Genomic DNA, 21,647 nt, shown 5'->3' on the forward strand with positions numbered 1-21,647 from the left:
GCTACTCCGCCCGTTTTTCTCTGGTGCGGCTGGCTGAAAAGAACGCGCGGCCAAACACGCCCTCGGCGATGCGATTCTTGAGAATTTCCATCGATCCTCCTGCAATCATCCATCCGCGGGTGCGGCGCATGCAATAGTCCACCAGGGTTTCTTCGCTGAAGCCGGTGGCGCCGAGGATCTGCAGCGCCTCGTTGGCGGCAGCAAAGCCGGCCTTGTTGCATAGATATTTAGCAATGGCGGTGGCATGCGCGTCGGGCAGGCCGGTATCGGCCCCAGCCGCAGCCTGATACAGGGCGAGACGGGCCGCCACGAGATCGGCTTCCATTTCGGCGAATTTCCATTGCAGGCCCTGGAATTCGGCCAGGTATCTGCCGAATTGCCGGCGCGTCATGGCATGCTCGCGGGCGACATCGAAGGCATAACGGCCCAGTGCCAGTGCACGCGAGGCGTTGCCCAGCCGCTCGGCGTTGAAGCCGGCTATCTGCTTTTTAAAGCCGCCAGGCCCGAGTACGACATGCGATGCGGGGACATGACAGTCCTCGAAATAGATCTGGCACCATTCCTCGCCGCTTAGATAGCGTACTGGCTTGCCGATACGCACACCGCTGGTATCGCGTGGGATCAGCACCGAACCGATATTGTCGACGCCCGGGCCGAAACGCAGATAGATCAGGAAGCAGGTGGCGTCGGTACTGTGGGTCATGAACACCTTGCTGCCGTTCACCAGATAGCCGTCGTCGTCGGGCGTGGCCGTCGTACGGAGTTCGGTGACTGCCGAGCCGGCTTCCGGTTCCGACATGCCCAGCCCTATCAGGGTTTCTCCGGCCAGCAGGTTAGGCAGATAGCATTCGCGCAGTTGCGGCGGCGCATATTCCGCGAAGGTCCGCAGCGGACCGAAATTGCCGGCCTGCACCACATCGGCGCTGCGCGGGCAAACGGCGGCCACGGCCTCGATCGCCAGTACCGCATCGAACAGCGTGCCGCCCTGGCCGCCATGACTTTCCGGCACGGTAATGCCGAGCAGTCCTTGTTTGGCCATCAGGCGGGCGACATCCCATGGAAACCGCGCCTCACGGGCTCGCTCGCGGGCCTTTGGCCGCAAATGGGCTTCGGCAAAACGCCGCACCGAGTCCTGAAATTGGCGTTGTTCTAGGGAAAGATTGAAATCCACGTTTGCTCCACAGGCTGGCTGCCGGCCTGTCGCCGGTTTGCTTGAGGATCGGCCCTGGATGAGGCATAAACAACATAGGAATAGTAATACTAGGCCTACAAAAAGTTATGAAAAACCCGCTCCCCCCCCTCAACCCGCTATATGTCTTCGTGGTCGCTGCACGCTTCGAGAATTTCACCCGGGCGGCTGAGGAACTGGGGGTGACCCAGGCCGCGGTCAGCCGCCAGATTGGCGTGCTGGAGGGCTATCTCGGTCTGAAGCTGTTTACCCGCAAGCAGCGCCAAGTCGTGCTGACCCCGGCGGGAGCGCGGTACGAGCGGCGCCTGCGCGAGGTATTCGATCAAATCAGCGCCGCCACCGAGGAACTGCCGGTGCGCCGCGGTCGCCGGCGTCTCAATCTGCGTGTTTACGCCAGTTTCGCCCAAGGTTGGCTGATTCCGCGGCTTTCCGACTTCCGGGCCCGGCATCCGCAAATCGACCTCAATATCTCGACCTCCACCGAACCGGTGCGCTTCGACCGTGAAGAGGTTGATATCGCCATACAGTTCGGTCGTGTGGAACAGCGTGGTGTTGAAATCGTGCCGTTCCTCTATGACGTGATTCTGCCGGTCTGCAATCCGCGCCTGCTGAAGGGCGCGCCGCCGTTGCGGCAGCCACAGGATATTGGGCAGCATACGCTGCTCTACGCGCAGCATCGCGCCAACGACTGGCAGGCCTGGCTGCGTCACGCAGGGCTTCCTGGCGTGGCGATAGGCAAACGCCTGACTTTTGAAAGCTCGAGCATGGCCTATCAGGCCGCTATTGAGGGGTTGGGTATTGCGATTGCCCAGCTATGCCTTGTGCAGTCCATCCTGGCTGACGGTCGTTTGGTTTCGCTGTTCCAAATGCCGCTCTGGCGACCGCGTGCTTATCATCTGGTCTTTCCTGCTCAAAAAGCACGCTATCCCGCATTGATAATGTTTCGGGACTGGGTATTGGAATCAGCTAATAGGTAAGCATTCTGGGACCCTGGCGAGAGGGAAAACCCGGCTGGTAGATTTTGCCACTTTGATCCCAGCGATGATGTATTGCCGGCCTATGACGCCTAAAAGTGAACCGTCTGTCAGCTGAGGCAAAGAGTATCTTGAGATAGCAAGTCAGAGGGCAGGGGCTATGCCACCGCTGACACATAGATTCTCGCCGGTGATATATGCTGCTTCATCGCTGGCCAGAAAGGCTGCGGCATTCGCGATGTCCTCCGCCCGCCCTAAGCGTTTCAGCAGGGTTCGCTCGACATAGCTGCGGATCTGTTCGGCCGGCATGCGTTCGACGGCCGAGGTTTGAATCAGGGCAGGCGAGATGCAGTTGACATTGATCGCAGGCGCGAATTCCGCTGCAAGGCTGCGGGTCAGCGCGGCGACACCGGCCTTGGCGGCGGCATAGTCGGCCTGGCCAGCTTCCCCAGCCATGCTGATGCTGGCGATATTGACGATTTTGCCCCAGCCAGCTTTCTGCATGCCGGGCACGAGCAGTTGCACGAAATTGCGCGTCCCGAGCAGATTGAGCGACAGAGTTTGAATAAAGCGCTCCTCGCTAAGCTCCAGAAAGGGGCGGTTCAGTATCGTGTCGCGAATACCGCCAACGACATTGATCAAAATATCGATCCGCCCGAATTGGCGCTGGCCGGCTGCGACGACGGCTTCGCTCTCGGATCTGTTCTGGGCGTCGGCGCGGACAGTGACGATTCTTTCACGGCTGGCGCTATCGGACAGATCGGCTGCGGCCGCTGCCAACCGCCGTTCTGATATATCTGTCAAAACGACGTTGGCGCCCTCATCGAGAAACCGGCTCGCGATTGCTGCTCCCATGGGGCCGGCTGCCGCGCTGATCAGGGCGGTACGATTCTGCAGGCGCATGCCTCTCTCTCCCTTGATTTTTTATGCCGCCCTGATTGTGCGTTGCGGCATTACATTGCAATCTATTGGTATAAAACATTGACTGCGACAAGCGGAAATTCGTGTAAAAACCGCAAAACACCAGGAAACGCATCTAATATCTTTGTGCCGGCAATTATCTGCGTGCCGACAATATAGCAATATATTGACATAGTATTCAGTTTGCTTCTAAGACTCGGGCAGGGAGGAAAATATGGATTTCGCTTTGTCGCCCGAACAGGAAGCGATCGGCGAGACTGCGCGTCGCTTCGCGCAGGATCGATTGGCGCCGCTCTATCGCAAACATGACCTCACCGGTCAGTTCGACCGCAGCCTGATCGCGGAAATGGGAGCGTTGGGACTGATCGCGCCGGAACTGCCGGAAAGTTACGGCGGTCTCGGCCTCGGTTATGTTGCGGCCGGCGTCATCATCGAAAGCATTGCGGCGGCTGATTTCAATATCGCCTATATCCAGCTTTTGGCGTCACTGAACGGTCATATCTTGGCCGATCATGCCCCCCCTGAGCTGGCCGGGCAGTGGCTTCCGCGTCTGATGCGCGGCGAGATCATTATAGCCCTGGCTCTGACCGAACCACAGGGCGGATCGGATGTGGCCCGCCTGCAGCTCAAGATGACGCGTGAGGGCGACAGCTACGTCCTGAACGGCGAGAAAACCTCGATTTCGATGGCCGACCAAGCCGATGCGGCCATCGTTTTTGGCCGGACCGGCCGGCCGGAAGATGGCGCCTCGGGCATAACGGCGTTGTTGGTCGATATGACGTCATCCGGCATCCACCGCGGGCGCTTTTCCGATCATGGCCAGCGCGCCATCGGCCGCGGCAGCCTGATCTTCGACAATGTACGGGTGTCCGCGGCAAACCGACTTGGAGACGAAGGTGCTGGATTCAAGCAGGTCATGCAGGGATTCGACTTCAGCCGTGCGCTGATCGGCCTGCAATGCCTTGCGGTCGCCGAAACCTCATTGCGCGAAACCTGGCAATACGCCCAGGAGCGCCACGCCTTCGGACAACCATTATCCGCTTTTCAGGGCGTATCTCACATGCTGGCGGAATTCGATACCTATGTGACGGCCGCCAGGCTGCTCTGTCAGAAAACCTTATGGCTCAAGGACGCTGGCCTGCCGCACAGCGCTGAGGCGGCGATGGTGAAATGGTGGGGGCCGAAACTCGCCTATGAAACCATCCATCAATGCCTGCTGGTACATGGCCACGCAGGGTATTCGGTCGATCTGCCATTCGAGCAGCGAATGCGCGATGTTCTCGGCCTGCAGATCGGCGACGGGACGGCGCAGGTGATGAAGACCATCGTGGCTCGTATCAGGGCGGGGCGGAAGAATGTTCCCTACTGACCGCCAGTATCAGTCGGCAGACGAATTCCAGGCAGCAGAGGGCTGTCGATGATGCAGGCCATTGTACTGCGTGATCGCAAGGGGGGCAGCGGTGCCGTCTACGGCTCGTTCGAACGGCCGCAGCCGCAGCCGGGAGACGTTCTGGTGCGGCTGCGGGCGGCGTCAGTCAACCGGGTTGATGTCTACATGCGCCGGTCTGGCGCCGGCATTACCCATGCGCTGCCCCAGATCATGGGAGTGGACGGGGCCGGCGAGGTGGCTGAGGTCCATGATCCGCAATCGCCGTTGCGGCCCGGACAGCGGGTCGTGATCTATCCAGCCCTGGCATGCGGTCGTTGCCGCTATTGCTTGGCTGGTGATCAGCTCCTTTGCCTGTATGTGCGTTATACCGGCGAACATCGCCACGGCACCATGGCCGAATATGTCTCGGTTCCGGCCGTAAGCGTTCTGCCCATTCCGGAGGGCATGGACTTCCACACAGCGGCCTGTCTGCCGGTGGCCTATCTCACTGCCTGGCGGATGCTGTTCTGTAAGGCGCAGCTGCAGCCCGGCGAAACGGTCGTCATCATTGGCGTTGGCGGCGGAGTGGCAATCGCCGCGCTCCAACTGGCCAGGCTGGCTGGTGCTCGCGCCATCGTCACCTCCAGGCACGGCACCAAACTACAGCATGCGGGGGCGATGGGCGCGACAGCCGTCATCAAGAGCCTGACCGAAGATGCTCCGCGCCGGGTACTTGATCTGACCTTTGGCCATGGCGCCGAGGTTGTGATCGACAGTGTCGGCGGGCCGGGCTGGGGCGCCAGCCTGAAGATGGCCGCGCGCGGGGGCCGGATCGTCACATGCGGTGCCACGGCCGGCAGTCAGCCTGGCGCCGACCTTCAGCGCGTCTTCATCCGTCAATTGCAGATATTCGGCTCAACACTTGGCAGCCAGGAAGAATTCCGACAGCTGCTCAATGCGGTCGCTCAGGGCGGATTACGGCCGGTGATCGATCGCGTCTATCCGTTATCGGAGGCAGTCGCCGCCCTCGACTATCTGGAGAGCGGGGAACAATTCGGCAAGATCGTTATCGATATTCCATTGGCGCACTGAAAGCAGCCGCCAGGAAAAAGTGAGGAGAGGAAACATGCAGTTCGATCCAATTTTGCCGGCAGACCGGGTCAGGGCGATGACCGAAGCCGGGCACTGGCCGGGCCGGATCATCACCGATTACCTCGATCGATGCATCGCTGAAGATCCCGACAGGACGGCCATCGTCGATTCCAACTCAATGGCCGGCCAATCGACGCGGCTGACGTACCGCGAACTGGGCCGACTGGTCGATCGCATTGCGCTCGGTCTGGTAGAGCTCGGCGTTGGCAAGAACGATGTCGTGTCTTACCAGTTGCCCAACTGGTGGCAATTCACCGCGCTACACCTGGCCTGCGTGCGTATCGGGGCGGTCACCAATCCGATGATGCCGATCTTCCGCGAACGCGAACTGACCTTCATGCTCGGCCTGGCTGAAAGCAAGGTGATGGTCGTGCCGCGTGAATTCCGTGGCTTTGACTATCCGGCCATGCTGGCCGGCATACGCGAAAAGCTGCCCAATCTGAAGTATGTCCTGGTCATCGGTGGCGGCGGTGCCAACAGCTTCGAGGATGCCCTGCTGGGCACCGCGCGGGAGGACAGCGGCGAGAAGGCGAAACTGTTCGCCGCCCGCCGGCCAACTCCGAATGACGTCACCCAGCTGCTCTATACCTCAGGCACCACTGGCGAGCCGAAAGGCGTGATGCACACGGCCAACACCATGATGTCGAATATTCTGCCCTATGCGCGGCGACTGGGCCTGAATCGCAGCGATGTTGTGCTGATGGCCTCGCCGATGGCGCACCAGACCGGCTTCATGTACGGCCTGATGATGCCCATCATGCTGCAAACCACCGCCGTGCTCCAGGATATCTGGGAGCCAAAGCGGGCCGTGCAGGGAATCGCCGATGAGGGGGTCACCTTCACCATGGCGTCGACTCCTTTCCTGTCGGACCTTACCGACACCGTGGCCTCCGGCGCCGGAAATGTTGCCAGCCTGCGGATATTCCTAGCCGCCGGCGCGCCGATTCCGCGCGCCCTGGTCGAACGGGCCGGCAAGACGCTGGGCGCAAATATCATCTCGGCCTGGGGCATGACCGAGAACGGCGCTGTCACCATGACGCGCATGGATGATCCCGAGGTCAAGACGATCGGCACGGATGGTTGTCCACTTGAAGGCGTCGAAATCCGTGTTGTTGATGCTGCCAATAAACCGTTGCCGGCCGGTGAAGAGGGCATGCTGAAGGTGCGCTGCTGTTCGAACTTTGTCGGGTATCTGAAGCGGCCGGAATGGTTCAATCACGACGCCGAAGGCTGGTTCGATACCGGTGATCTGGCGCGTATCGATGCGGAAGGTTATGTCCGCATCACCGGCCGCTCCAAGGACATCATCATCCGGGGCGGCGAGAATGTGCCGGTCGTCGAAATCGAAGGACTGCTGTTCCGCCATCCGGCGATCCAGGCCGTGGCGATTGTGGGCGTCCCGGATCGCCGGCTCGGTGAACGGGCCTGCGCCTTCGTGGTCCCGAAACCGGGCCAGAGTCTGACGCTGCAGGATATCGTGGCTTTTCTGGAAGAGCAGAAGGTCGCCAAGCAGTATCTGCCCGAGCGGCTGGAGGTGGTGGAGGAACTGCCGCGTACGCCGAGCGGCAAGATCCAGAAATTCAAGCTGCGCGAAGTGGCCAAGACATTTGCCGCCTGAGGGTCAGGCGGCGGTTCGGCCGCCACCTAATCCTCCAGTTTCACCATGTTGTTTAGCAGATGGTTGAGGTGGTGCAGGAAGTCGACTCGGTCGTCAAATGAGAAGCCTTGCAATGTATTGTCATAATAGCTGTAGATCAGCGGAGTGATCGCATCCCAGACTTTCTCCCCCTTGGGGGTCAGTTTGATGCGTTTGGAGCGGCGGTCGGCGGCATCGGTCACGGCCGTGGTGTAGCCCTGCCGGCCAAGCCGGTCGAGTACACCGTTGAGGTTCTGCCGGCTCACCATCAGGAAGCGGCAGAGATCACCAATCGCCATGCCATTCGCGGCTTGAGGGCGAGAGAGGGCGCCGAGAACCGACCATTGCTGTGTGGTGACGCCGTATTTTTCCAGCGCCTTCGTGCCGGTCTTATGCATGGTGTTCGCGGCCTGGTAGAGCCGGAAGAAAATCCGGTTTGCCAGTTCCGACGATGCCGAAGCCTTGCTGCCACTGAGGTCTTTCATAACATTGCCTTTCGCAGAAAAATAACAATACATTGACATAAAGTCATCTATTTCTATGATGACGCAGAAATCGGTCGGCGGAAAGCCGTGGCATTCCGCAACGGCCGGGAAGTTCAGGATCAGCGTTTCAAGCTCGGGAGGCAGCATGCGCGGTTTGCGCGACAGCGTGGCGATCATTACAGGCGGTGCAGGGGGAATCGGACGGGCAACCTGCCATCGTTTTGCTGAGGAGGGGGCGAAAGTGGCCATTTTCGACCGCGATGCGGCGGGAGCTGAAGCGGTCCGGGCCGAGATCGCCGCTGCCGGAGGTTCGGCGGCCGCTTACGCCGTTGATATTACCGACCATGGCACCGTTCTGTCTGCCGTGCGGACCGTGGAAGCCGAGCAGGGTCCGATCCGCATCCTGGTGAACAACGCCGGCTGGGATGTGTTTCGCCCCTTCATCAAGACCGACCCGGAACTCTGGCAGAAGCTCATCGCCATTAACCTGGTCGGGGCGCTGAACCTGCATCACGCCGTATTGCCGCTGATGGCGGAACGGCGGGCCGGCAAGGTGGTCAACATCGCTTCTGATGCGGCCCGCGTCGGCTCCAGCGGTGAGGCGGTTTATGCCGCATGCAAGGGCGGGCTGGTCGCTTTCTCGAAAACTGTCGCACGCGAGCTCGCCGCCAAGGGCGTGAATGTGAATGTCGTCTGTCCTGGGCCGACCGATACCAACCTGTTCAAGGATTACCTCCAGGGCGCAGGCAACCCGGAAAAGCTGGTCGAGGCCTTCAAGCGCTCCGTGCCATTGGGACGCCTGGGGCAGCCTGACGATCTGCCCGGTGCCATCGCCTTCTTCGCCAGCGACGACGCCAATTTCATAACCGGACAGGTACTCAGCGTGTCCGGTGGCCTGACCATGAATGGTTGAACCACAGCCGCATAATGACAAGGACCAAGTCCATGAGTAGCGCAGTGAATTACGAAGACATCCTGTACGACGAGAAGAACGGTGTCGCTACAATCACGCTGAACCGGCCTGAGAAGTACAATGCCTTCCGCGGCAAGACCTGCGACGAACTGATTGACGCGTTCAATCGGGCAGGCTGGAACAAGGATATCGGCGTCATCGTGCTAACTGGCGCCGGCACCAAGGCCTTCTGTACGGGCGGCGACCAGTCGGCGCATGACGGTGCTTATGACGGGCGTGGCACCATCGGCCTGCCGATCGAGGCCCTGCATGCCATTATTCGCGTCGTGCCGAAACCGGTAATTGCGAAGGTGCGTGGCTTTGCCGTCGGTGGCGGCAATGTGCTGGCAACCCTGTGCGACCTGACTATCGCCGGTGAATCGGCGCAGTTCGGTCAGGTCGGCCCGAAAGTCGGGTCGGTCGACCCTGGCTTCGGCACTGCCTATCTGGCCCGGATCGTCGGCGAGAAGAAGGCGCGGGAAATCTGGTATCTGTGCCGTCGCTACACGGCCGTCGAAGCCATGGCCATGGGGTTAGTCAACAAGGTGGTGCCGGACGATCAGCTGGATGCCGAGGTGGCGGCCTGGTGCGCCGAGCTGATGGAAAAAAGCCCGACAGCTCTGGCAATAGCCAAGCGCTCGTTCAACGCGGATTCCGACAACATCAACGGCATCGCCGCGATGGGGATGCAGGCGCTGAAGCTGTATTACGACACCGAGGAATCGCAGGAGGGCGTGCGCGCCTTCAATGAGAAGCGCAAACCGGATTTCCGGAAATACGCAAAATAACCGCCGCGGCAGGCCGCGTGCACACGATGACGACAAACTACAAAAACAACCGAGGAGGAAGCGTCATGGATCGTTTTGCAAAGAGAGGCGTATCTGCTTTCGCGTTACTGGCTGCCACGGTCATCGGCCTGGCAGGTCCGGCATCTGCACAGGAACCGATCCGCATTGGCTATGCGGCAGACATGTCGGGTGCCTGCGGTCCGCTGGTCGACGGTGCCACCAAGGCCTTCCGCCTAGGCGTTGAAGAACTGAACAAGGCGGGCGGTTTGCTCGGGCGCAAGATCGAAGTGATCGAGCGCGACACCAAGACCCGTCCGGACGAAGGGGCCAAAGAGGCACGAGACCTGATCGTCAATCACAAGATCGATCTTCTGACCGGAGTTTGTTCATCTGCTGTGATGCTGGCGGAAACCGCCGTCTCGGCGGAACTGAAGGTTCCGTTCTACTCCGCCATCGGCAACACCCAGGCGGTCAATGTCGACAAGTTCCAGCCGTATTTCTGGCAGACGCAGGCCAACGTTCTGATGGAAGCCTCCGGCGCGGCCGAGTATGTGGCTCAGAACAAGGCCTGGAAGAAAATCGTTCCGCTGGCCTTCGACTACGAGTTCGGCCATACCTCGGTGAAGACCTTCTCCGAGCATCTAAAGAAGATCCGCCCCGATATTGAAATTGCGGCGCCGATTTACGTCAAGCTCGGCGAGAGCAATATGACCTCGTATATCACGGCGGTTCTGGCACAGAAACCCGACGCGGTTTATGGGCCCCTGTTCGGGTCCGGCCTGGTGAATTTCGTCAAGCAGGGGCGGAGCTTTGGGTTCTTTGACCAGACCAACCTGATCACCCTGACCACGGTGGATTTTCTGCAAAGCATGGGTAAGGAAATGCCGCCCAAGGGCGTGGTTGGCTTTGCCCGCGCGCCGTTCACCGCGCTGCTGAATAACCCCAAGGCAAAAACCTTCGTCGACGCCTACAAGACGAAATACAATATCGAGCCTAGCGATTGGGCGGTACTGACCTATGACGGCCTGATGTTTTATGCCGAAGCTGTCAAGAAGGCCGGCAGCGTGAAAGCTGATGATGTGATCAAGGCCGTCACCAGCATCAAGTACAGCGGCCTGCGCGGCAGCGATATGTCGGTCCGGGCCTTCGACGGCCAGATGAATGCGCCGATCTGGGTTGGTGCCGTCGCGCCGGATCCGGCCTATCCGTATTCCATCCTGAAGGATGTGACGCGGATCGAGGCGAGTAAGACCATGCCTTCGGAAGAGCAGGTCAAGGCGTTGCGCGCGGCTGCCAAGTAATCGGCACGTCGATTGGGGCGGCGCCGTTCGCCGCCCCAATCACATTGCTTCCGGAGAGCGGAAATGCTGGCAGTGCAGGTGGTGAATGGGCTGATGGAAGGCATGATGCTCTTCCTGATAGCATCCGGGCTTACCCTGATATTCGGCGTGTCGCGTATCATCAATTTCGCGCATGGCTCTCTGTATATGATAGGCGCTTTCCTGACCTATCAGCTGGTGCCGATGCTGTCGGACGGCACGCTCGTGGGGTTCATTGGCGCGGTTCTGCTGTCCGCCATCGCGGTCGCCGCGCTGGGCGGCATATTCGAAATACTTGTTCTTCGACGGATTTACGGCTCGGAAGAGCTGATGCAGTTGATCATCACCGTTGCGCTCGTGCTGATCATCCGCGATATCGTCAAGCTGATCTGGGGTCGCAATGACGTTCTCGTCAGCATGCCGGCCGAGCTGTCGGGCGCGCTCAAGGTGGCGGACGCCTATTTCCCGATCTTCCAGCTGGCGATCTTCGGTGCAGGCCTGATGGTCATTGCCGTCATGATCCTGGTAATCAAATTCACCCGAGCCGGCATCCTGCTGCGAGCCGCAACCGATGATCGCGGCATGGTTGCCCTGCTGGGTATCAACCAGCAGACGATATTCACGTCGGTTTTCGTCGCGGGCTCCTTCCTGGCCGGCCTGGCCGGTGGTCTGGCGGCCCCGTTCGGCAACATAAACTACATGCTCGACACCACGATCATTGTCGGCGCCTTCATCGTCGTGGTGATCGGCGGGCTTGGCAACCTTTATGGCGCGCTGGCCGGCGCGCTTGCCGTCGGTGTGCTGAAATCGATGGGGGTTCTCTATTATCCGCGCCTTTCCATGGTGCTGATCTTCCTGATCATGGCTGCAGTGCTGGTGGCGCGTTCGCTTGGCCGGGCAGGGGTGACGCGATGACGGCCCATCACCGCCATGAATCGATCATCTGGCTGGGCGCTGCCGTGGCGGCCGCGGTGGTGTTGTTTGCCTTTGGGCCCGGCATCGCATTGCTGGGCACCGAAATCATGATTATGGCCCTATTCGCCTGCAGCCTGAATCTCATCATGAGCTATGGGGGCATGGTATCGTTCGGACATGCGGCGTATTTCGGACTCGGAGCTTATGGTTTCGCTCTCGCCATCGTTCGATTCGACGTGCCGCCGGCTCTGGCACTTGCCTGCGGCCCTATTCTGGCGCTGTTGGCGGCGCTTTTGTTCGGCAGCCTCTGCGTGCGCCTATCGCATATCTATTTCGCCATGTTGACCCTGGCTTGTGCTGAGATCACCTACGCCATCCTGTTCCAGGCCTATGACTTCACCGGTGGCGACACCGGTCTGACCCGTTTCGTGGCGCCGCGTTTTGGCCTGACACCGCAGCTTTATGGCCTGGTTGTCCTAGTGGTGCTTCTGCTGTCTCTGCTGATTCTGCGTCGTCTGGTCGCATCGCCGCTTGGGCTGGCGATCCGCTCGGTTGGCGAGGACCCTTATCGGACCGCCGCGCTTGGTTATAATCCACGACGGGTTCAGCTGGCCGCTTTCGTCGTTGCCGGCGGGTTCGCGGGATTGGCGGGCATGTTGTTCTCCGTTTTTCATGGTAACGCCTTCCCTGACTATGCGGGTTTGGCGTTCACGTTGGATGCTCTCGTGATGGTGGTGATCGGCGGCCTGCATAGTTTCGTTGGGCCGATCTATGGGGCCATCATTTACCTGCTGATGAAGACATTCATCTCCCGTTATGTCGGCGAATGGGAACTCGTCGTTGGCATTGTTCTGATGGCTGTGGTGCTTGGGGCTCCCAGAGGCCTGGCAGGCTTGGCCGCGCGGCTGGGTATTCCTTCCGGGGGGCGCAAGTCGTGAGCAACGCCATGCCGCCATTGCTGGAGGCGCGCAACATCAGCAAGGCCTTCGGGCGTTTTGTTGCCGTCGCCGGTGTCGATCTGGTCATACGTAAGGGCGAGCGCAGGGCATTGATTGGGCCAAACGGCGCCGGCAAATCGACCTTGCTCAGTATCCTGGGCGGACAACAGGCCGGTGGGGCTGGTGGCCAGGTGCGATTCGATGGCGATGATGTCTCCGGGCTGCAGCCGGAGGACCTAGCACGGCGTGGAGTGGGCCGCACTTTCCAGATCAGTCGTACGTTTCGCAAGATGACCGTCGCCGAGAATATGCTGGCGAGCCTGCTGCCGCGGGCTGGCCTGATCTACAGCCTGTCGACTCAACGTCTCAATATCCTGCGCGAGCAGGCCGACGCGATTTTGACCGAGGTGGGGCTGGCGCGGCGCAGCGGCACAATCGTCGACGAGATCAGCCATGGCGACCGCAAGCGGCTTGAATTCGGTATGGTGCTGGCGACTAGGCCACGCCTATTGCTATTGGACGAGCCGGCGGCCGGCATGGGCCTGCAGGAGCGCCAAGAGCTGATGGCCATGATGCTGGACCAGGTGACGCGTAACGGTATTACCCTGATCTTCGTCGAACATGATATCGACATCGTATTTCGCATCGCTGACGTGATTACCGTGATGGCGCGGGGGCGGGTTTTTGCAGAGGGCAACCCTCAGGAAATTGCGTCAAACAAGGATGTCCAAGACATCTATCTGGGCAGTGGCCATTGAGGACGGATACACAGGATGAATTCCGGCGTGGCGATGCTTGAGTTGAGCAATGTGAGTGCGGCCTATGGACGGGGAATGGCACTGCACGGCATTACGCTGTCGGTCGGTCGGGGCGAGGTGGTTTGTCTGATCGGTCGCAACGGTGTCGGCAAGACCTCGACGATGCGCTCCATCGTTCAGGAAACGATCCGCGTGACGGAAGGCGATGTCACCTTTGATGGGCAGAGCCTGCTTGGCCTGCTGCCACATCAGGTTATTCGCCGAGGCGTCGGATATGTCCCGGAAGATCGGCGAGTCTTTGCCAGCCTGACCGTTGCTGAAAATCTGCGTGTGCCGCCGGCCGGCCACGTCGGTGTCCGATGGGATATAGATGCGATCTACCAGCTGTTTCCACAATTAAAGGAATACCGACATCGCCAGGCCGGCGTGATGAGCGGCGGCGAACAGCAGATGCTCTCCATTGCTCGTTCGCTTCTAGTCAATCCGCAGCTCCTTCTGCTTGACGAACCGCATGAAGGGCTGGCGCCGAAGGTGGCGGAGGAGGTAATCGCCGCGCTCCTTGTGCTGAAGCGGGAAGGCATTTCCATGCTGATCTCGGAACAGTCTTTGCGCACAATCCGAGGCTGCGCAGATCGTGTTTACGTGATTGACCGAGGTATGACAGTTTTCTCAGGCACGCCGGATCAGTTTGATTCTGACCCTGAAATTACCCGCCGCTATCTGATGGCGACGCAAGAATAGACAGGCTGGCCATGACAGCAGATATCCGAGTTAGATTCCAGTAAGGGGCAGCCTACATGTAGGTTTGAACCGACTCCTAAGTATTTTACTCAGTAGAAAGATACTAAGTAGAAAAGGCCAAATTGATCGTGGCCATGAGATATGGCTCATTGGACTGTAGTAGCGCGCTATTGATACAGCTCCCGGCTAAGTTCCTTATGCTCCAGTATCGGCACCCAGATAGCGAGCTATGCCCTCTCGCATCGTGTTGAGGATATGGTCCTCATTCTCTTCAAGACGGGAATTTGGCCCACCAACGCCCAGCACAAGAATGCGGCCGAAGCTCCGTTTCGGCAATGGCATGGCGATAACGCCAGCGCCGCGGGTGATGATGTCCTTTGAGAACATATAACCATTACGCCGTATGTCGGTGATGATGGTCATAAGCTCTGACAGGTCAATGCGCTCTTCCACTGGGCAGGTGGCGTTGATACGTCGGACCAGCCGCTCAATCTCGGCATCTGTATGAGCGCTGAGCATGGCGCGGCCAACCCCAGCGATCGCCAGCGGGCGGATGTCGCCTGGTTTCACATCGAAGCGCAGGCTTTTGGTTGACGGAATCAGGTGGATGTACTGGGCATGCAGGTCGGACTGGGTGCTGATGCTGACCAGCTCGTCGACCTCCTGCCAGATGAAGTCGACCAGCGCTAGGATCTCTGATTCCCCGAATAGCTCAGTCTTCAACCAATTACCCATCTGCGCGATGCGCATGGTCGGCATATAGGTGCGGTTGTAGCCGTCGTAAAACAAGTACCCGAGGGTGACCATGCTCTTCAGCAGCACCGAACCGCTCGACGTGGGATACCCGAAGGTGTGCGAGATCTCTTTCAAAGAAATTGGCCGCTTAACCTGCTCGAAGTATTCGAGAACCTCGAATATCCGGCGCGCCGTCTTGATCGTGCTGTTGCTGTTTTCCACTACTTTTCCATATATATGGAATAATTTTCCCATAGAAGTACAAGCTTCCGTGTGGCAGCGTCAACTTCTTTCGGAGGAAACGGAGTCACCATGGAAGATGTGCTACTTCAAGAACTGGAGAGCGGTGTGTTGACGATTAGCTTCAATCGCCCTGACGCCCGCAATGCCTGGAATCACGAACTCGAAGACGGACTGCGCGCTGCCTTGACCAAGGCTGATGACGACCCGCGCGTAAAGGTCATCGTAATTACTGGCGCCGGTAGGACCTTCTGCCCAGGACCAGATCCGAAAGCAATTTCCTCCGGTAAGAGCCATCGCCAAGTTGAGCAATCGGACGACGACTTCGGTCAACGCTATAGCTACATGCTGGGCCTTCGCAAGCCGATTATTGCCGCAATCAACGGTGCGGCTGCTGGTGTCGGTCTTTGCATTACTCTGTACTGTGACCTCCGATTCATTGCGGAAACAGCTAAGACTACCATGGCCTTCTCTCGTCGCGGCCTAATCGCCGAGCATGGCAGTGCTTGGATGTTGCCGCGCCTCATTGGACCGATGAATGCCGCCGACTTATTGCTATCTGGCAGAGTGGTGTCAGCTACTGAAGCCGAATCGCTAGGCCTTGCGCGCAGCTTGCCCGCCGAAAGCTTTCTGACGGTGGTACAATCTTATGCGCGAGACATTGCGCAGAATTGCTCGCCGCGTTCGATGATGATGATCAAAAAGCAGTTACGGGAGACATGGTCGCAAACGCTGGCCCAGGCCACGACAATTTCCAATCAGGAAACCGCACTTTGCATTGGCTCAGAAGAAGTTAGAGAGGGTATGGCGGCGCTGGTTGAGAAGCGCGCACCGCGCTTTGCTGATCTGGCCTAATTCCATATACATAGAAATAACATCAGATATAGGAAATAGTCTGGACGGCACCCCTCGTCGCAGCATACGGTTTCAGTAGAAGCGCCAAACACACGAGCGCTTCAAATCGGAGGATCGTCCGCCCTAAAGCATGAATGCGGGGGCCGGATTTTTCACTGATGAGATTGACTGAGCTTCCCGGTGACCCCGGGGAGAACGAGTGGTTGTTGCCAAAACAAGGGGCTTTCGCCCGAAAACGACAAACGCGGAGGAAACATGCGCTTTTGGACAAAAACTACCGCCACGATCCTGGCGTCGGCACTGACGATGAGCGCCAGCGCTTTTGCGGCCGACCCCGTCAGGATTGGTATGGTCCTGCCACTGACCGGCCCGACGGCTGGCTATGGCAAGGACGGCAAGATGGGTGCAGAGCTCGCCGTCGAAGAGATCAATAAGGCTGGAGGCATCCTTGGCGGCCGTCAGATTGAACTGGTTTTCGACGACGAAAAGGGCACCCCGCAGGAGGGCGTCGCCGCTGTTCAGAAGCTGATGACCCAGGGCAAGGTGAAGGCCATTGTCGCGGGCATGAACAGCTCCATCACGCTGGCTCAGGCCGCCATCACGAAGAACAAGATTCTTCACATCGTTCCGGGCGCCCAGGCCGACGCTATCACCGAGCAAGGCTCGCAGTGGCTGTTCCAGATCAACAACAACTCCACGACCAACTCGACAATCTTCCACAACTACCTGGTCAACTCGATTAAGCCCAAGACCATCGCATACATGGGCGAAAACACCGAGTTCAACAAGGCCGTGCTCCAGAACCTGCAGAAAATCCTGGAAGGCAGTGGCACCAAGCTCGTGGAAATCGCCAACTACGACGGCACCACGACGGACTTCACCTCCATCATTACTCGTCTGAAGGCGGCGAACCCGGAAATGATCTACGTCGTCGACGCCTACCCGGCTCGTACGGCCCAGATATGGAAGCAGATCCGGCAGCAGGGCGGTTTCCCCAAGGAAGCCCACGCGACCGGTACCGTCCAAACTTCGGCCATCATCCCGGCTGAGGGCGCCATGGAAGGCGTCATCACGGGCGATATCTTTATCGCTGAAGGTGCTACTGGGGCTATGGCCAACTTCATCAAGGCCTTTGAAGCCAAGCACAAGGTTGAGCCGAACAAGGTGAGCCTTGTGTCCTACGAAGCAATCAAGGTTGTGGCTGCTGCTATGGACAAAGCCAAGACGGACAACAACTACGACCTGCTGGCCAAGACCATTCGTGGCAACGCTTGGCCTTCACCGCGCGGAAATCTAACCTTCAGCGAAATTGGCCGGTCGAAGTCGCCGTACTTCTACATCCACGTCGTTAAGGGCAATAACGTCGCTCTGCGCGAAACCTTTGAAGTGAAGTAACTCCAAGGGCCGAAAACGGATGGACCTGTTTGTTCAAACAGTAATCAACGGTCTGATCCTGGGGTCGGGCTACGCACTCGTCGCGGTAGGGTTAACCATTATCTTTGGGACGTTGCACATCGTGAACTTCGCACACGGGGCATTCTTTGCCCTGGGTGCCTATGCGGTGCTGACGTTGCAAAACTTTGGTGTGCCCTACCTCCTGGCCATCCCTCTGGCTGCGATAGTGGTAGCGGTAATTGGTTATGCACTTGAGTTGTCAATTGTCCGGCGCGCGTTATACGACCGGGGTGAGCACGGCTCGATTATCATCACCTTTGCCATCTCTCAGGCAATTGTATCTGCGATTATTCTGGTGATTGGTCCGGACCCTATCCCGGTCAAGTCGCCGTTTGGACAGACAGCGATGTCCGTTTTCAGTTACTTCATCTCTGCCCAGCGTCTCTTTATTGCAGGCACGGCACTGGTGGTCCTTGTTGGCTTTGGCCTCTGGCTCCGAAACTCCACCAAGGGCCAGCAAATTCTCGCCGTCTCCCAGAATGCCAAGGGCGCACTCTATTCCGGCATCAACGTACCGCTCATTCGGAGCCTGTCCTTCATTCTGGGCGTAGCGGCTGCGGGATTGGCAGGTAGCCTGCTTGCCCCGTTGATTTCGGCTTTCCCGACCATGGGCGATGCAAATGTCACCATTGCTTTCACGGTCGTCATCCTGGGCGGCCTGGGGAGCATTGGAGGCGCTTTGCTTGGTGCGCTCGTCATCGGCCTGAGCAACGCATTCTTCGAGACCTATGTCTCGGTGTCCTGGACCCCGGCGCTCGGCTGGATTCTCGTCATTCTAGTTCTGCTCCTCTGGCCCCAGGGCCTGTTGGGCAAAGCCCAGCTCAACCGGCACTGATGTCATGACGAACTCGGAATCACTTGCCATGAAAGCATTGGGTAACCGCAGTGGCCTGCCACTGAAGCAGCTTGGCCTAATCGCGTTCGGTGGTCTGCTGATCGCGGGCATCGGCCTGGGTTTCGAAAGCGCGTTCCTGCTGGGGCTCGCGGCTTATACCTGCGCCTTCGCCATTTTCGCCCTCAGCGTCAATATTATGCTGGGTGGTATCGGAGAGGTGCCGCTGGGCCAGTGCGTGTTCTTTGGTATCGGCAGCTACGCTCCGGCCATCGTTATGCAGCAAGGCGGCTATCCCTTTGAGGTCGGCATCCTAATTGGCATGACGGTCAGCGCCTTCCTCGCAATCCTCATCGGTTGGCTGACACTGCGTCTGACTGGCGCCTATTTCTCGATCGTTTCCTGGGGGCTGTCTGGTGTCGCCATGGTGACGGCGCTCAACTTGGAAGTAACCGGCGGCCCGCTTGGCCTGTTTGGTTTTACCCGGTTGGCCATAGGCCCGTTCGACCTTTCCAGCCCGAAGGTCTACTTCATCGCGTCTGCGGTGATCCTGCTTGTCGTTTTGGTGTTCCTGGCACACGTCCGCAGTTCGCGTTTCGGTAACGCGCTGGAAAGTACCCGTCAGAGCAGCCACCTGGCTCAATCGCTCGGCATCAACGTCTTCCGTGAGCGCCTCAAGGCCCTCGTTCTGAGTGCGCCCATTGCCGCGCTGGCCGGGAGCCTTTGCATTCCGTACACCCAGATTGTTACCCCCGAGGTGATGTCGGTTATCCGAACTGTGGACGCTCTCTTGGCGGCCCTCATTGGCGGGACATCATTGCTGATTGGACCGGTCATCGGTGCCGTAATTTTCACCATTCTCCCGCAGCTCATGCATTTCGATGCCAATGTCAAAGTTCTGGTGTTCTCGCTGCTCATCATCTTCATCATCATGGTCGCACCAGGCGGCTTGCATCAGCTCTATAAATCCGCGGTCGCACGCTACCGCCACGGCAAGAAAGAGCGGGCGTGATGACGATGACAAAGTTCGCAGTGGTGGCCGATGGCGTGGAGAAGCGCTACGGCGGCGTTGCGGCCCTCAAGGGCGTGGATATTCGCATTCCGGAAGGCTCCGTTTACGGCCTGATTGGCCCGAACGGCGCCGGAAAGTCTACGATGTTCGACGTCCTGTGTGGCATCACCAAACCGACCACGGGGTCAGTGAACGTTCTGGGTATGGATGTGACCAAGCTGCCCGCATATGCGGTGGCGCGACGCGGCGTGGGTCGAACCTTCCAGCGTACCGCCATGTTCAAGGAATCGACGGTTCGAGAGAACCTGCTCTATGCATGCTACGGCAAGATGCAGCACAGCGTACTTCATCGCATCTTTCGGCTTCCCGTATGGCGGCACGATATGGCCGTTTTCGAGGAAAAGGTCGATGAGGTTCTTGCCGTTTGCGGTCTGAGCGAGTTGCGCAACAACGAAGCGTCTTCACTCGCCTATGGCATCCAGCGGCGGCTGGCCGTCGCCATCATGCTGATGAACGACCCGAAGATCCTGTTCCTGGACGAACCGGTAGCGGGCATGAACGAGGCGGAAACCGCCGAGTTTATCCAGCTTCTGCGGACAGTCGGATGTGGCCGTACCATCGTTATCGTGGAACATGATATGGCCGCTATCGGCGCCCTGTGTGACGATGTCATGGTGATGGTCGACGGAAGGGCAATCGTGACCGATACGCCCGACCGCGCCTTGAAACATCCCGATGTCATCACCGCTTATCTGGGGGCTGACGATGACCAGCGCTGGTAAGCTTCTCGATGTTCAGGGGCTCACTGTCGGCTATGGCCGCGTGGTTGCCCTGCGCGATATCTCCCTTTGTGTCGGACAAGGAGAGGTTGTCGCCATCCTGGGTGCCAATGGTGCTGGCAAGACAACGCTCCTGAACGCTATTTCCGGTGTGCTACCCACCCAGTCTGGAGTGGTGCGTTACTTGGGTCGCCCGATTACCGGCATGAAGTCCTGGCATACCAGCCGTATCGGCCTGAGCCATGTCCCTGAGGGCCGCGAAGTCTTCCCGGGTATGACGGTCGAAGTCAATCTGAAGATTGTCGACGTCAACGGCGGTGGCCCGAAAGTCACGGTCGACGATGTCCTGACGCTCTTCCCGCGGTTGAAGGAGCGCTTCCATCAACTCGCGGGCGGCCTGTCTGGTGGCGAGCAGCAGATGCTGGCCATCGGCCGAGGTCTGATGGCCTGCCCGAAGCTGGTGTTGTTCGATGAGCCGTCGCTCGGCCTGTCGCCGATGCTCAGCAAGGCGGTCCTGTCCGTCATTGGCGGTCTCAAAGAACGTGGGATTTCCGCACTTCTGGTCGAGCAGAATATGCGCGCGGCCCTCCGGATCGCCGACCGCGGTTATGTGCTACGCGTGGGCCGTATCACTGCCGAGGGCAGTGCCAAGGAGCTGGCGGAGTCGCCGGATATCCAGCGCGCATATCTGGGATTTTAGGTCTCGTTCTTGTAGGGGTGCTTCAATGACCGATGCGGCTACCGAATACCGGCTTCCCGAGGGAAGCGTAGACTGCCACTTCCATATCTATGGTCCCTTCGACCGCTTTCCCTACAACGACGAGGGGCGCTTCACTCCGGCGCGTCCATTCACCATCGAGAACGCGTTTGAAATCTGGGAACAGATCGGTGTGTCGCGTGGCGTCATCGTCCACGCCGTGGGATCGGGCGACGACAATGCGGTGACCTATGACGCGTTGCGGCGGTTCCCGGACAAGCTGCGCGCCACGGCTATCCTGCGCCCCGATATCTCGGATCGGCGCCTGGATGAACTGACAGATGCCGGTTTCAAGGCCGTTCGCATCACCATGATCCGACAAGACGGCAAACCGGTCTCAACCAAGGGAACCAGCTATGACGACCTGCTGAAGCTGGCGCCCAGGATTGCCGAGCGCGGTTGGCATGCCCAGCTCTGGATCGAAAGCTCCGACCTGGCAGCAGCAGCCGCCGACCTGGAAAGGCTCCCGCTAACCTATGTCATCGACCATATGTCCAGGACGATGGCCGACAAGGGGCGTGAGCATCCCGACTTCGTAGCCTTCACCGAGCGCCTGAAGACCGGTCGCTACTGGGTGAAAATCTCAGGCGCCGACCGCAATACCCGCACCGGCCGCCCATATGCCGACACCGCGCCATACATGAAAGCGATCGTTGCCGCCGCATCCGACCAGGTGGTTTGGGGGAGCGATTGGCCACACGTCGGCCACACGACTGAAAGCATGCCAAGGCTCCAGGATTTGCTGCGGCTATTCCACGAGTGCGTCCCGGATGAGGCGACTCGTCGGAAGATTCTCATCGATAATCCGACGCGACTTTACAACTTTTGATTTGACCGAGGGCATA

At 59.1% G+C, this 21,647-nt stretch carries 22 protein-coding genes; 18 read left to right on the forward strand and 4 right to left on the reverse strand.

The window, feature by feature from the left end; genetic code table 11:
- Position 1: 1 nt before the first annotated feature.
- Positions 2-1,171, reverse strand: a complete 1,170-nt coding sequence (locus tag OJJ21_RS15485; protein WP_297687491.1) for an acyl-CoA dehydrogenase family protein — start codon at positions 1,169-1,171, stop codon at positions 2-4.
- A gap of 107 nt (positions 1,172-1,278) precedes the next feature.
- Here OJJ21_RS15485 and gcvA point away from each other — a divergent pair, with 107 nt between their 5' ends.
- A complete protein-coding gene (gene gcvA, locus OJJ21_RS15490) occupies positions 1,279-2,166 on the forward strand; it encodes a transcriptional regulator GcvA (RefSeq protein WP_297687493.1) in 888 nt (295 codons plus the stop codon).
- 141 nt (positions 2,167-2,307) lie between these two features.
- Here the strand turns inward: gcvA and OJJ21_RS15495 are convergent, their stop codons facing one another.
- Positions 2,308-3,066, reverse strand: a complete 759-nt coding sequence (locus tag OJJ21_RS15495; RefSeq protein ID WP_297687495.1) for an SDR family NAD(P)-dependent oxidoreductase — start codon at positions 3,064-3,066, stop codon at positions 2,308-2,310.
- 232 nt (positions 3,067-3,298) lie between these two features.
- On the opposite strand from OJJ21_RS15495, the gene aliB reads away from it, so the two are divergent.
- From aliB to aliA, 3 genes are read left to right on the forward strand one after another with little or no spacing between them, the layout of a single operon-like run.
- Entirely contained in the window at positions 3,299-4,453 is a 1,155-nt protein-coding gene (gene aliB / locus OJJ21_RS15500; protein WP_297687497.1) for a cyclohexanecarboxyl-CoA dehydrogenase, read from the forward strand.
- A 48-nt stretch (positions 4,454-4,501) separates the two neighbouring features.
- The gene (locus OJJ21_RS15505; protein ID WP_297687499.1) at positions 4,502-5,545 is read left to right on the forward strand and encodes a zinc-binding dehydrogenase; all 1,044 of its coding nucleotides are present in this window, start codon (positions 4,502-4,504) and stop codon (positions 5,543-5,545) included.
- A 34-nt stretch (positions 5,546-5,579) separates the two neighbouring features.
- Positions 5,580-7,223: a cyclohexanecarboxylate-CoA ligase gene (aliA, locus tag OJJ21_RS15510; RefSeq protein WP_297687501.1), complete on the forward strand. Its 1,644-nt coding sequence runs from the start codon at positions 5,580-5,582 to the stop codon at positions 7,221-7,223.
- Positions 7,224-7,249: 26 nt separating this feature from the next.
- Here aliA and OJJ21_RS15515 read toward each other — a convergent pair whose 3' ends face one another.
- Positions 7,250-7,903: a MarR family transcriptional regulator gene (locus OJJ21_RS15515; RefSeq protein ID WP_297687503.1), complete on the reverse strand. Its 654-nt coding sequence runs from the start codon at positions 7,901-7,903 to the stop codon at positions 7,250-7,252.
- On the opposite strand from OJJ21_RS15515, the gene OJJ21_RS15520 reads away from it, so the two are divergent.
- The 7 genes from OJJ21_RS15520 (at position 7,872) to OJJ21_RS15550 (ending at position 14,137) form a co-directional block, all read left to right on the forward strand.
- Positions 7,872-8,639, forward strand: a complete 768-nt coding sequence (locus OJJ21_RS15520) for a glucose 1-dehydrogenase (RefSeq protein WP_297687505.1) — start codon at positions 7,872-7,874, stop codon at positions 8,637-8,639. The genes OJJ21_RS15515 and OJJ21_RS15520 overlap by 32 nt on opposite strands.
- A gap of 32 nt (positions 8,640-8,671) precedes the next feature.
- Positions 8,672-9,466, forward strand: a complete 795-nt coding sequence (badI, locus tag OJJ21_RS15525) for a 2-ketocyclohexanecarboxyl-CoA hydrolase (RefSeq protein ID WP_297687507.1) — start codon at positions 8,672-8,674, stop codon at positions 9,464-9,466.
- Between the two features lie 26 nt (positions 9,467-9,492).
- Positions 9,493-10,767 carry an ABC transporter substrate-binding protein gene (locus OJJ21_RS15530; RefSeq protein WP_297687724.1) on the forward strand — a complete coding sequence of 425 codons (1,275 nt, stop codon included), beginning with the start codon at positions 9,493-9,495 and terminating at the stop codon, positions 10,765-10,767.
- Between the two features lie 63 nt (positions 10,768-10,830).
- The gene (locus OJJ21_RS15535; RefSeq protein WP_297687509.1) at positions 10,831-11,700 is read left to right on the forward strand and encodes a branched-chain amino acid ABC transporter permease; all 870 of its coding nucleotides are present in this window, start codon (positions 10,831-10,833) and stop codon (positions 11,698-11,700) included.
- Positions 11,697-12,638, forward strand: a complete 942-nt coding sequence (locus tag OJJ21_RS15540) for a branched-chain amino acid ABC transporter permease (RefSeq protein ID WP_297687511.1) — start codon at positions 11,697-11,699, stop codon at positions 12,636-12,638. Before OJJ21_RS15535 ends, OJJ21_RS15540 begins: the two co-directional genes overlap by 4 nt.
- On the forward strand, positions 12,635-13,396 hold the full coding sequence (locus OJJ21_RS15545; protein ID WP_297687513.1) for an ABC transporter ATP-binding protein: 762 nt from the start codon (positions 12,635-12,637) through the stop codon (positions 13,394-13,396). Before OJJ21_RS15540 ends, OJJ21_RS15545 begins: the two co-directional genes overlap by 4 nt.
- 15 nt (positions 13,397-13,411) lie before the next feature.
- Positions 13,412-14,137 (forward strand): ABC transporter ATP-binding protein, encoded by a 726-nt coding sequence (locus tag OJJ21_RS15550; protein ID WP_297687515.1) that lies wholly within the window; start codon positions 13,412-13,414, stop codon positions 14,135-14,137.
- 195 nt (positions 14,138-14,332) lie between these two features.
- Here the strand turns inward: OJJ21_RS15550 and OJJ21_RS15555 are convergent, their stop codons facing one another.
- Positions 14,333-15,094, reverse strand: coding sequence for a helix-turn-helix domain-containing protein (locus OJJ21_RS15555; protein ID WP_297687517.1), 762 nt, complete (start codon positions 15,092-15,094; stop codon positions 14,333-14,335).
- Positions 15,095-15,184: 90 nt separating this feature from the next.
- On the opposite strand from OJJ21_RS15555, the gene OJJ21_RS15560 reads away from it, so the two are divergent.
- From OJJ21_RS15560 to OJJ21_RS15590, 7 genes are all read left to right on the forward strand, one after another.
- The gene (locus OJJ21_RS15560; RefSeq protein WP_297687519.1) at positions 15,185-15,967 is read left to right on the forward strand and encodes an enoyl-CoA hydratase-related protein; all 783 of its coding nucleotides are present in this window, start codon (positions 15,185-15,187) and stop codon (positions 15,965-15,967) included.
- A 255-nt stretch (positions 15,968-16,222) separates the two neighbouring features.
- A complete protein-coding gene (locus OJJ21_RS15565) occupies positions 16,223-17,362 on the forward strand; it encodes an ABC transporter substrate-binding protein (RefSeq protein WP_297687521.1) in 1,140 nt (379 codons plus the stop codon).
- 19 nt (positions 17,363-17,381) lie between these two features.
- Positions 17,382-18,257 carry a branched-chain amino acid ABC transporter permease gene (locus OJJ21_RS15570; protein WP_297687523.1) on the forward strand — a complete coding sequence of 292 codons (876 nt, stop codon included), beginning with the start codon at positions 17,382-17,384 and terminating at the stop codon, positions 18,255-18,257.
- Between the two features lie 28 nt (positions 18,258-18,285).
- Positions 18,286-19,266: a branched-chain amino acid ABC transporter permease gene (locus OJJ21_RS15575; RefSeq protein WP_297687525.1), complete on the forward strand. Its 981-nt coding sequence runs from the start codon at positions 18,286-18,288 to the stop codon at positions 19,264-19,266.
- Entirely contained in the window at positions 19,266-20,048 is a 783-nt protein-coding gene (locus tag OJJ21_RS15580) for an ABC transporter ATP-binding protein (RefSeq protein WP_297687527.1), read from the forward strand. The genes OJJ21_RS15575 and OJJ21_RS15580 overlap by 1 nt, the downstream gene beginning before the upstream one ends.
- Positions 20,032-20,745 carry an ABC transporter ATP-binding protein gene (locus OJJ21_RS15585; protein WP_297687528.1) on the forward strand — a complete coding sequence of 238 codons (714 nt, stop codon included), beginning with the start codon at positions 20,032-20,034 and terminating at the stop codon, positions 20,743-20,745. Before OJJ21_RS15580 ends, OJJ21_RS15585 begins: the two co-directional genes overlap by 17 nt.
- Positions 20,746-20,770: 25 nt before the next feature.
- Positions 20,771-21,631 carry an amidohydrolase family protein gene (locus tag OJJ21_RS15590; protein ID WP_297687530.1) on the forward strand — a complete coding sequence of 287 codons (861 nt, stop codon included), beginning with the start codon at positions 20,771-20,773 and terminating at the stop codon, positions 21,629-21,631.
- Positions 21,632-21,647: the final 16 nt, after the last annotated feature.

Source organism: Ferrovibrio sp. (assembly GCF_025869515.1).
Classification (GTDB): domain Bacteria; phylum Pseudomonadota; class Alphaproteobacteria; order Ferrovibrionales; family Ferrovibrionaceae; genus Ferrovibrio.

What these genes read in the sequence shown, in the direction of transcription:
- OJJ21_RS15565 (WP_297687521.1), top strand. Translation starts at nt 16,223, where the DNA reads ATGCGCTTTTGGACAAAAACTACCGCCACGATCCTGGCGTCGGCACTG.
- OJJ21_RS15585 (WP_297687528.1), top strand. Translation starts at nt 20,032, where the DNA reads ATGACCAGCGCTGGTAAGCTTCTCGATGTTCAGGGGCTCACTGTCGGC.
- gcvA (WP_297687493.1), top strand. Translation starts at nt 1,279, where the DNA reads ATGAAAAACCCGCTCCCCCCCCTCAACCCGCTATATGTCTTCGTGGTC.
- OJJ21_RS15550 (WP_297687515.1), top strand. Translation starts at nt 13,412, where the DNA reads ATGAATTCCGGCGTGGCGATGCTTGAGTTGAGCAATGTGAGTGCGGCC.
- aliA (WP_297687501.1), top strand. Translation starts at nt 5,580, where the DNA reads ATGCAGTTCGATCCAATTTTGCCGGCAGACCGGGTCAGGGCGATGACC.
- OJJ21_RS15590 (WP_297687530.1), top strand. Translation starts at nt 20,771, where the DNA reads ATGACCGATGCGGCTACCGAATACCGGCTTCCCGAGGGAAGCGTAGAC.
- OJJ21_RS15505 (WP_297687499.1), top strand. Translation starts at nt 4,502, where the DNA reads ATGATGCAGGCCATTGTACTGCGTGATCGCAAGGGGGGCAGCGGTGCC.
- OJJ21_RS15570 (WP_297687523.1), top strand. Translation starts at nt 17,382, where the DNA reads ATGGACCTGTTTGTTCAAACAGTAATCAACGGTCTGATCCTGGGGTCG.
- badI (WP_297687507.1), top strand. Translation starts at nt 8,672, where the DNA reads ATGAGTAGCGCAGTGAATTACGAAGACATCCTGTACGACGAGAAGAAC.
- OJJ21_RS15530 (WP_297687724.1), top strand. Translation starts at nt 9,493, where the DNA reads ATGACGACAAACTACAAAAACAACCGAGGAGGAAGCGTCATGGATCGT.
- OJJ21_RS15515 (WP_297687503.1), bottom strand. Translation starts at nt 7,903, where the DNA reads ATGATCGCCACGCTGTCGCGCAAACCGCGCATGCTGCCTCCCGAGCTT.
- OJJ21_RS15575 (WP_297687525.1), top strand. Translation starts at nt 18,286, where the DNA reads ATGAAAGCATTGGGTAACCGCAGTGGCCTGCCACTGAAGCAGCTTGGC.
- OJJ21_RS15580 (WP_297687527.1), top strand. Translation starts at nt 19,266, where the DNA reads ATGACGATGACAAAGTTCGCAGTGGTGGCCGATGGCGTGGAGAAGCGC.
- aliB (WP_297687497.1), top strand. Translation starts at nt 3,299, where the DNA reads ATGGATTTCGCTTTGTCGCCCGAACAGGAAGCGATCGGCGAGACTGCG.
- OJJ21_RS15560 (WP_297687519.1), top strand. Translation starts at nt 15,185, where the DNA reads ATGGAAGATGTGCTACTTCAAGAACTGGAGAGCGGTGTGTTGACGATT.
- OJJ21_RS15535 (WP_297687509.1), top strand. Translation starts at nt 10,831, where the DNA reads ATGCTGGCAGTGCAGGTGGTGAATGGGCTGATGGAAGGCATGATGCTC.
- OJJ21_RS15520 (WP_297687505.1), top strand. Translation starts at nt 7,872, where the DNA reads ATGCGCGGTTTGCGCGACAGCGTGGCGATCATTACAGGCGGTGCAGGG.
- OJJ21_RS15540 (WP_297687511.1), top strand. Translation starts at nt 11,697, where the DNA reads ATGACGGCCCATCACCGCCATGAATCGATCATCTGGCTGGGCGCTGCC.
- OJJ21_RS15495 (WP_297687495.1), bottom strand. Translation starts at nt 3,066, where the DNA reads ATGCGCCTGCAGAATCGTACCGCCCTGATCAGCGCGGCAGCCGGCCCC.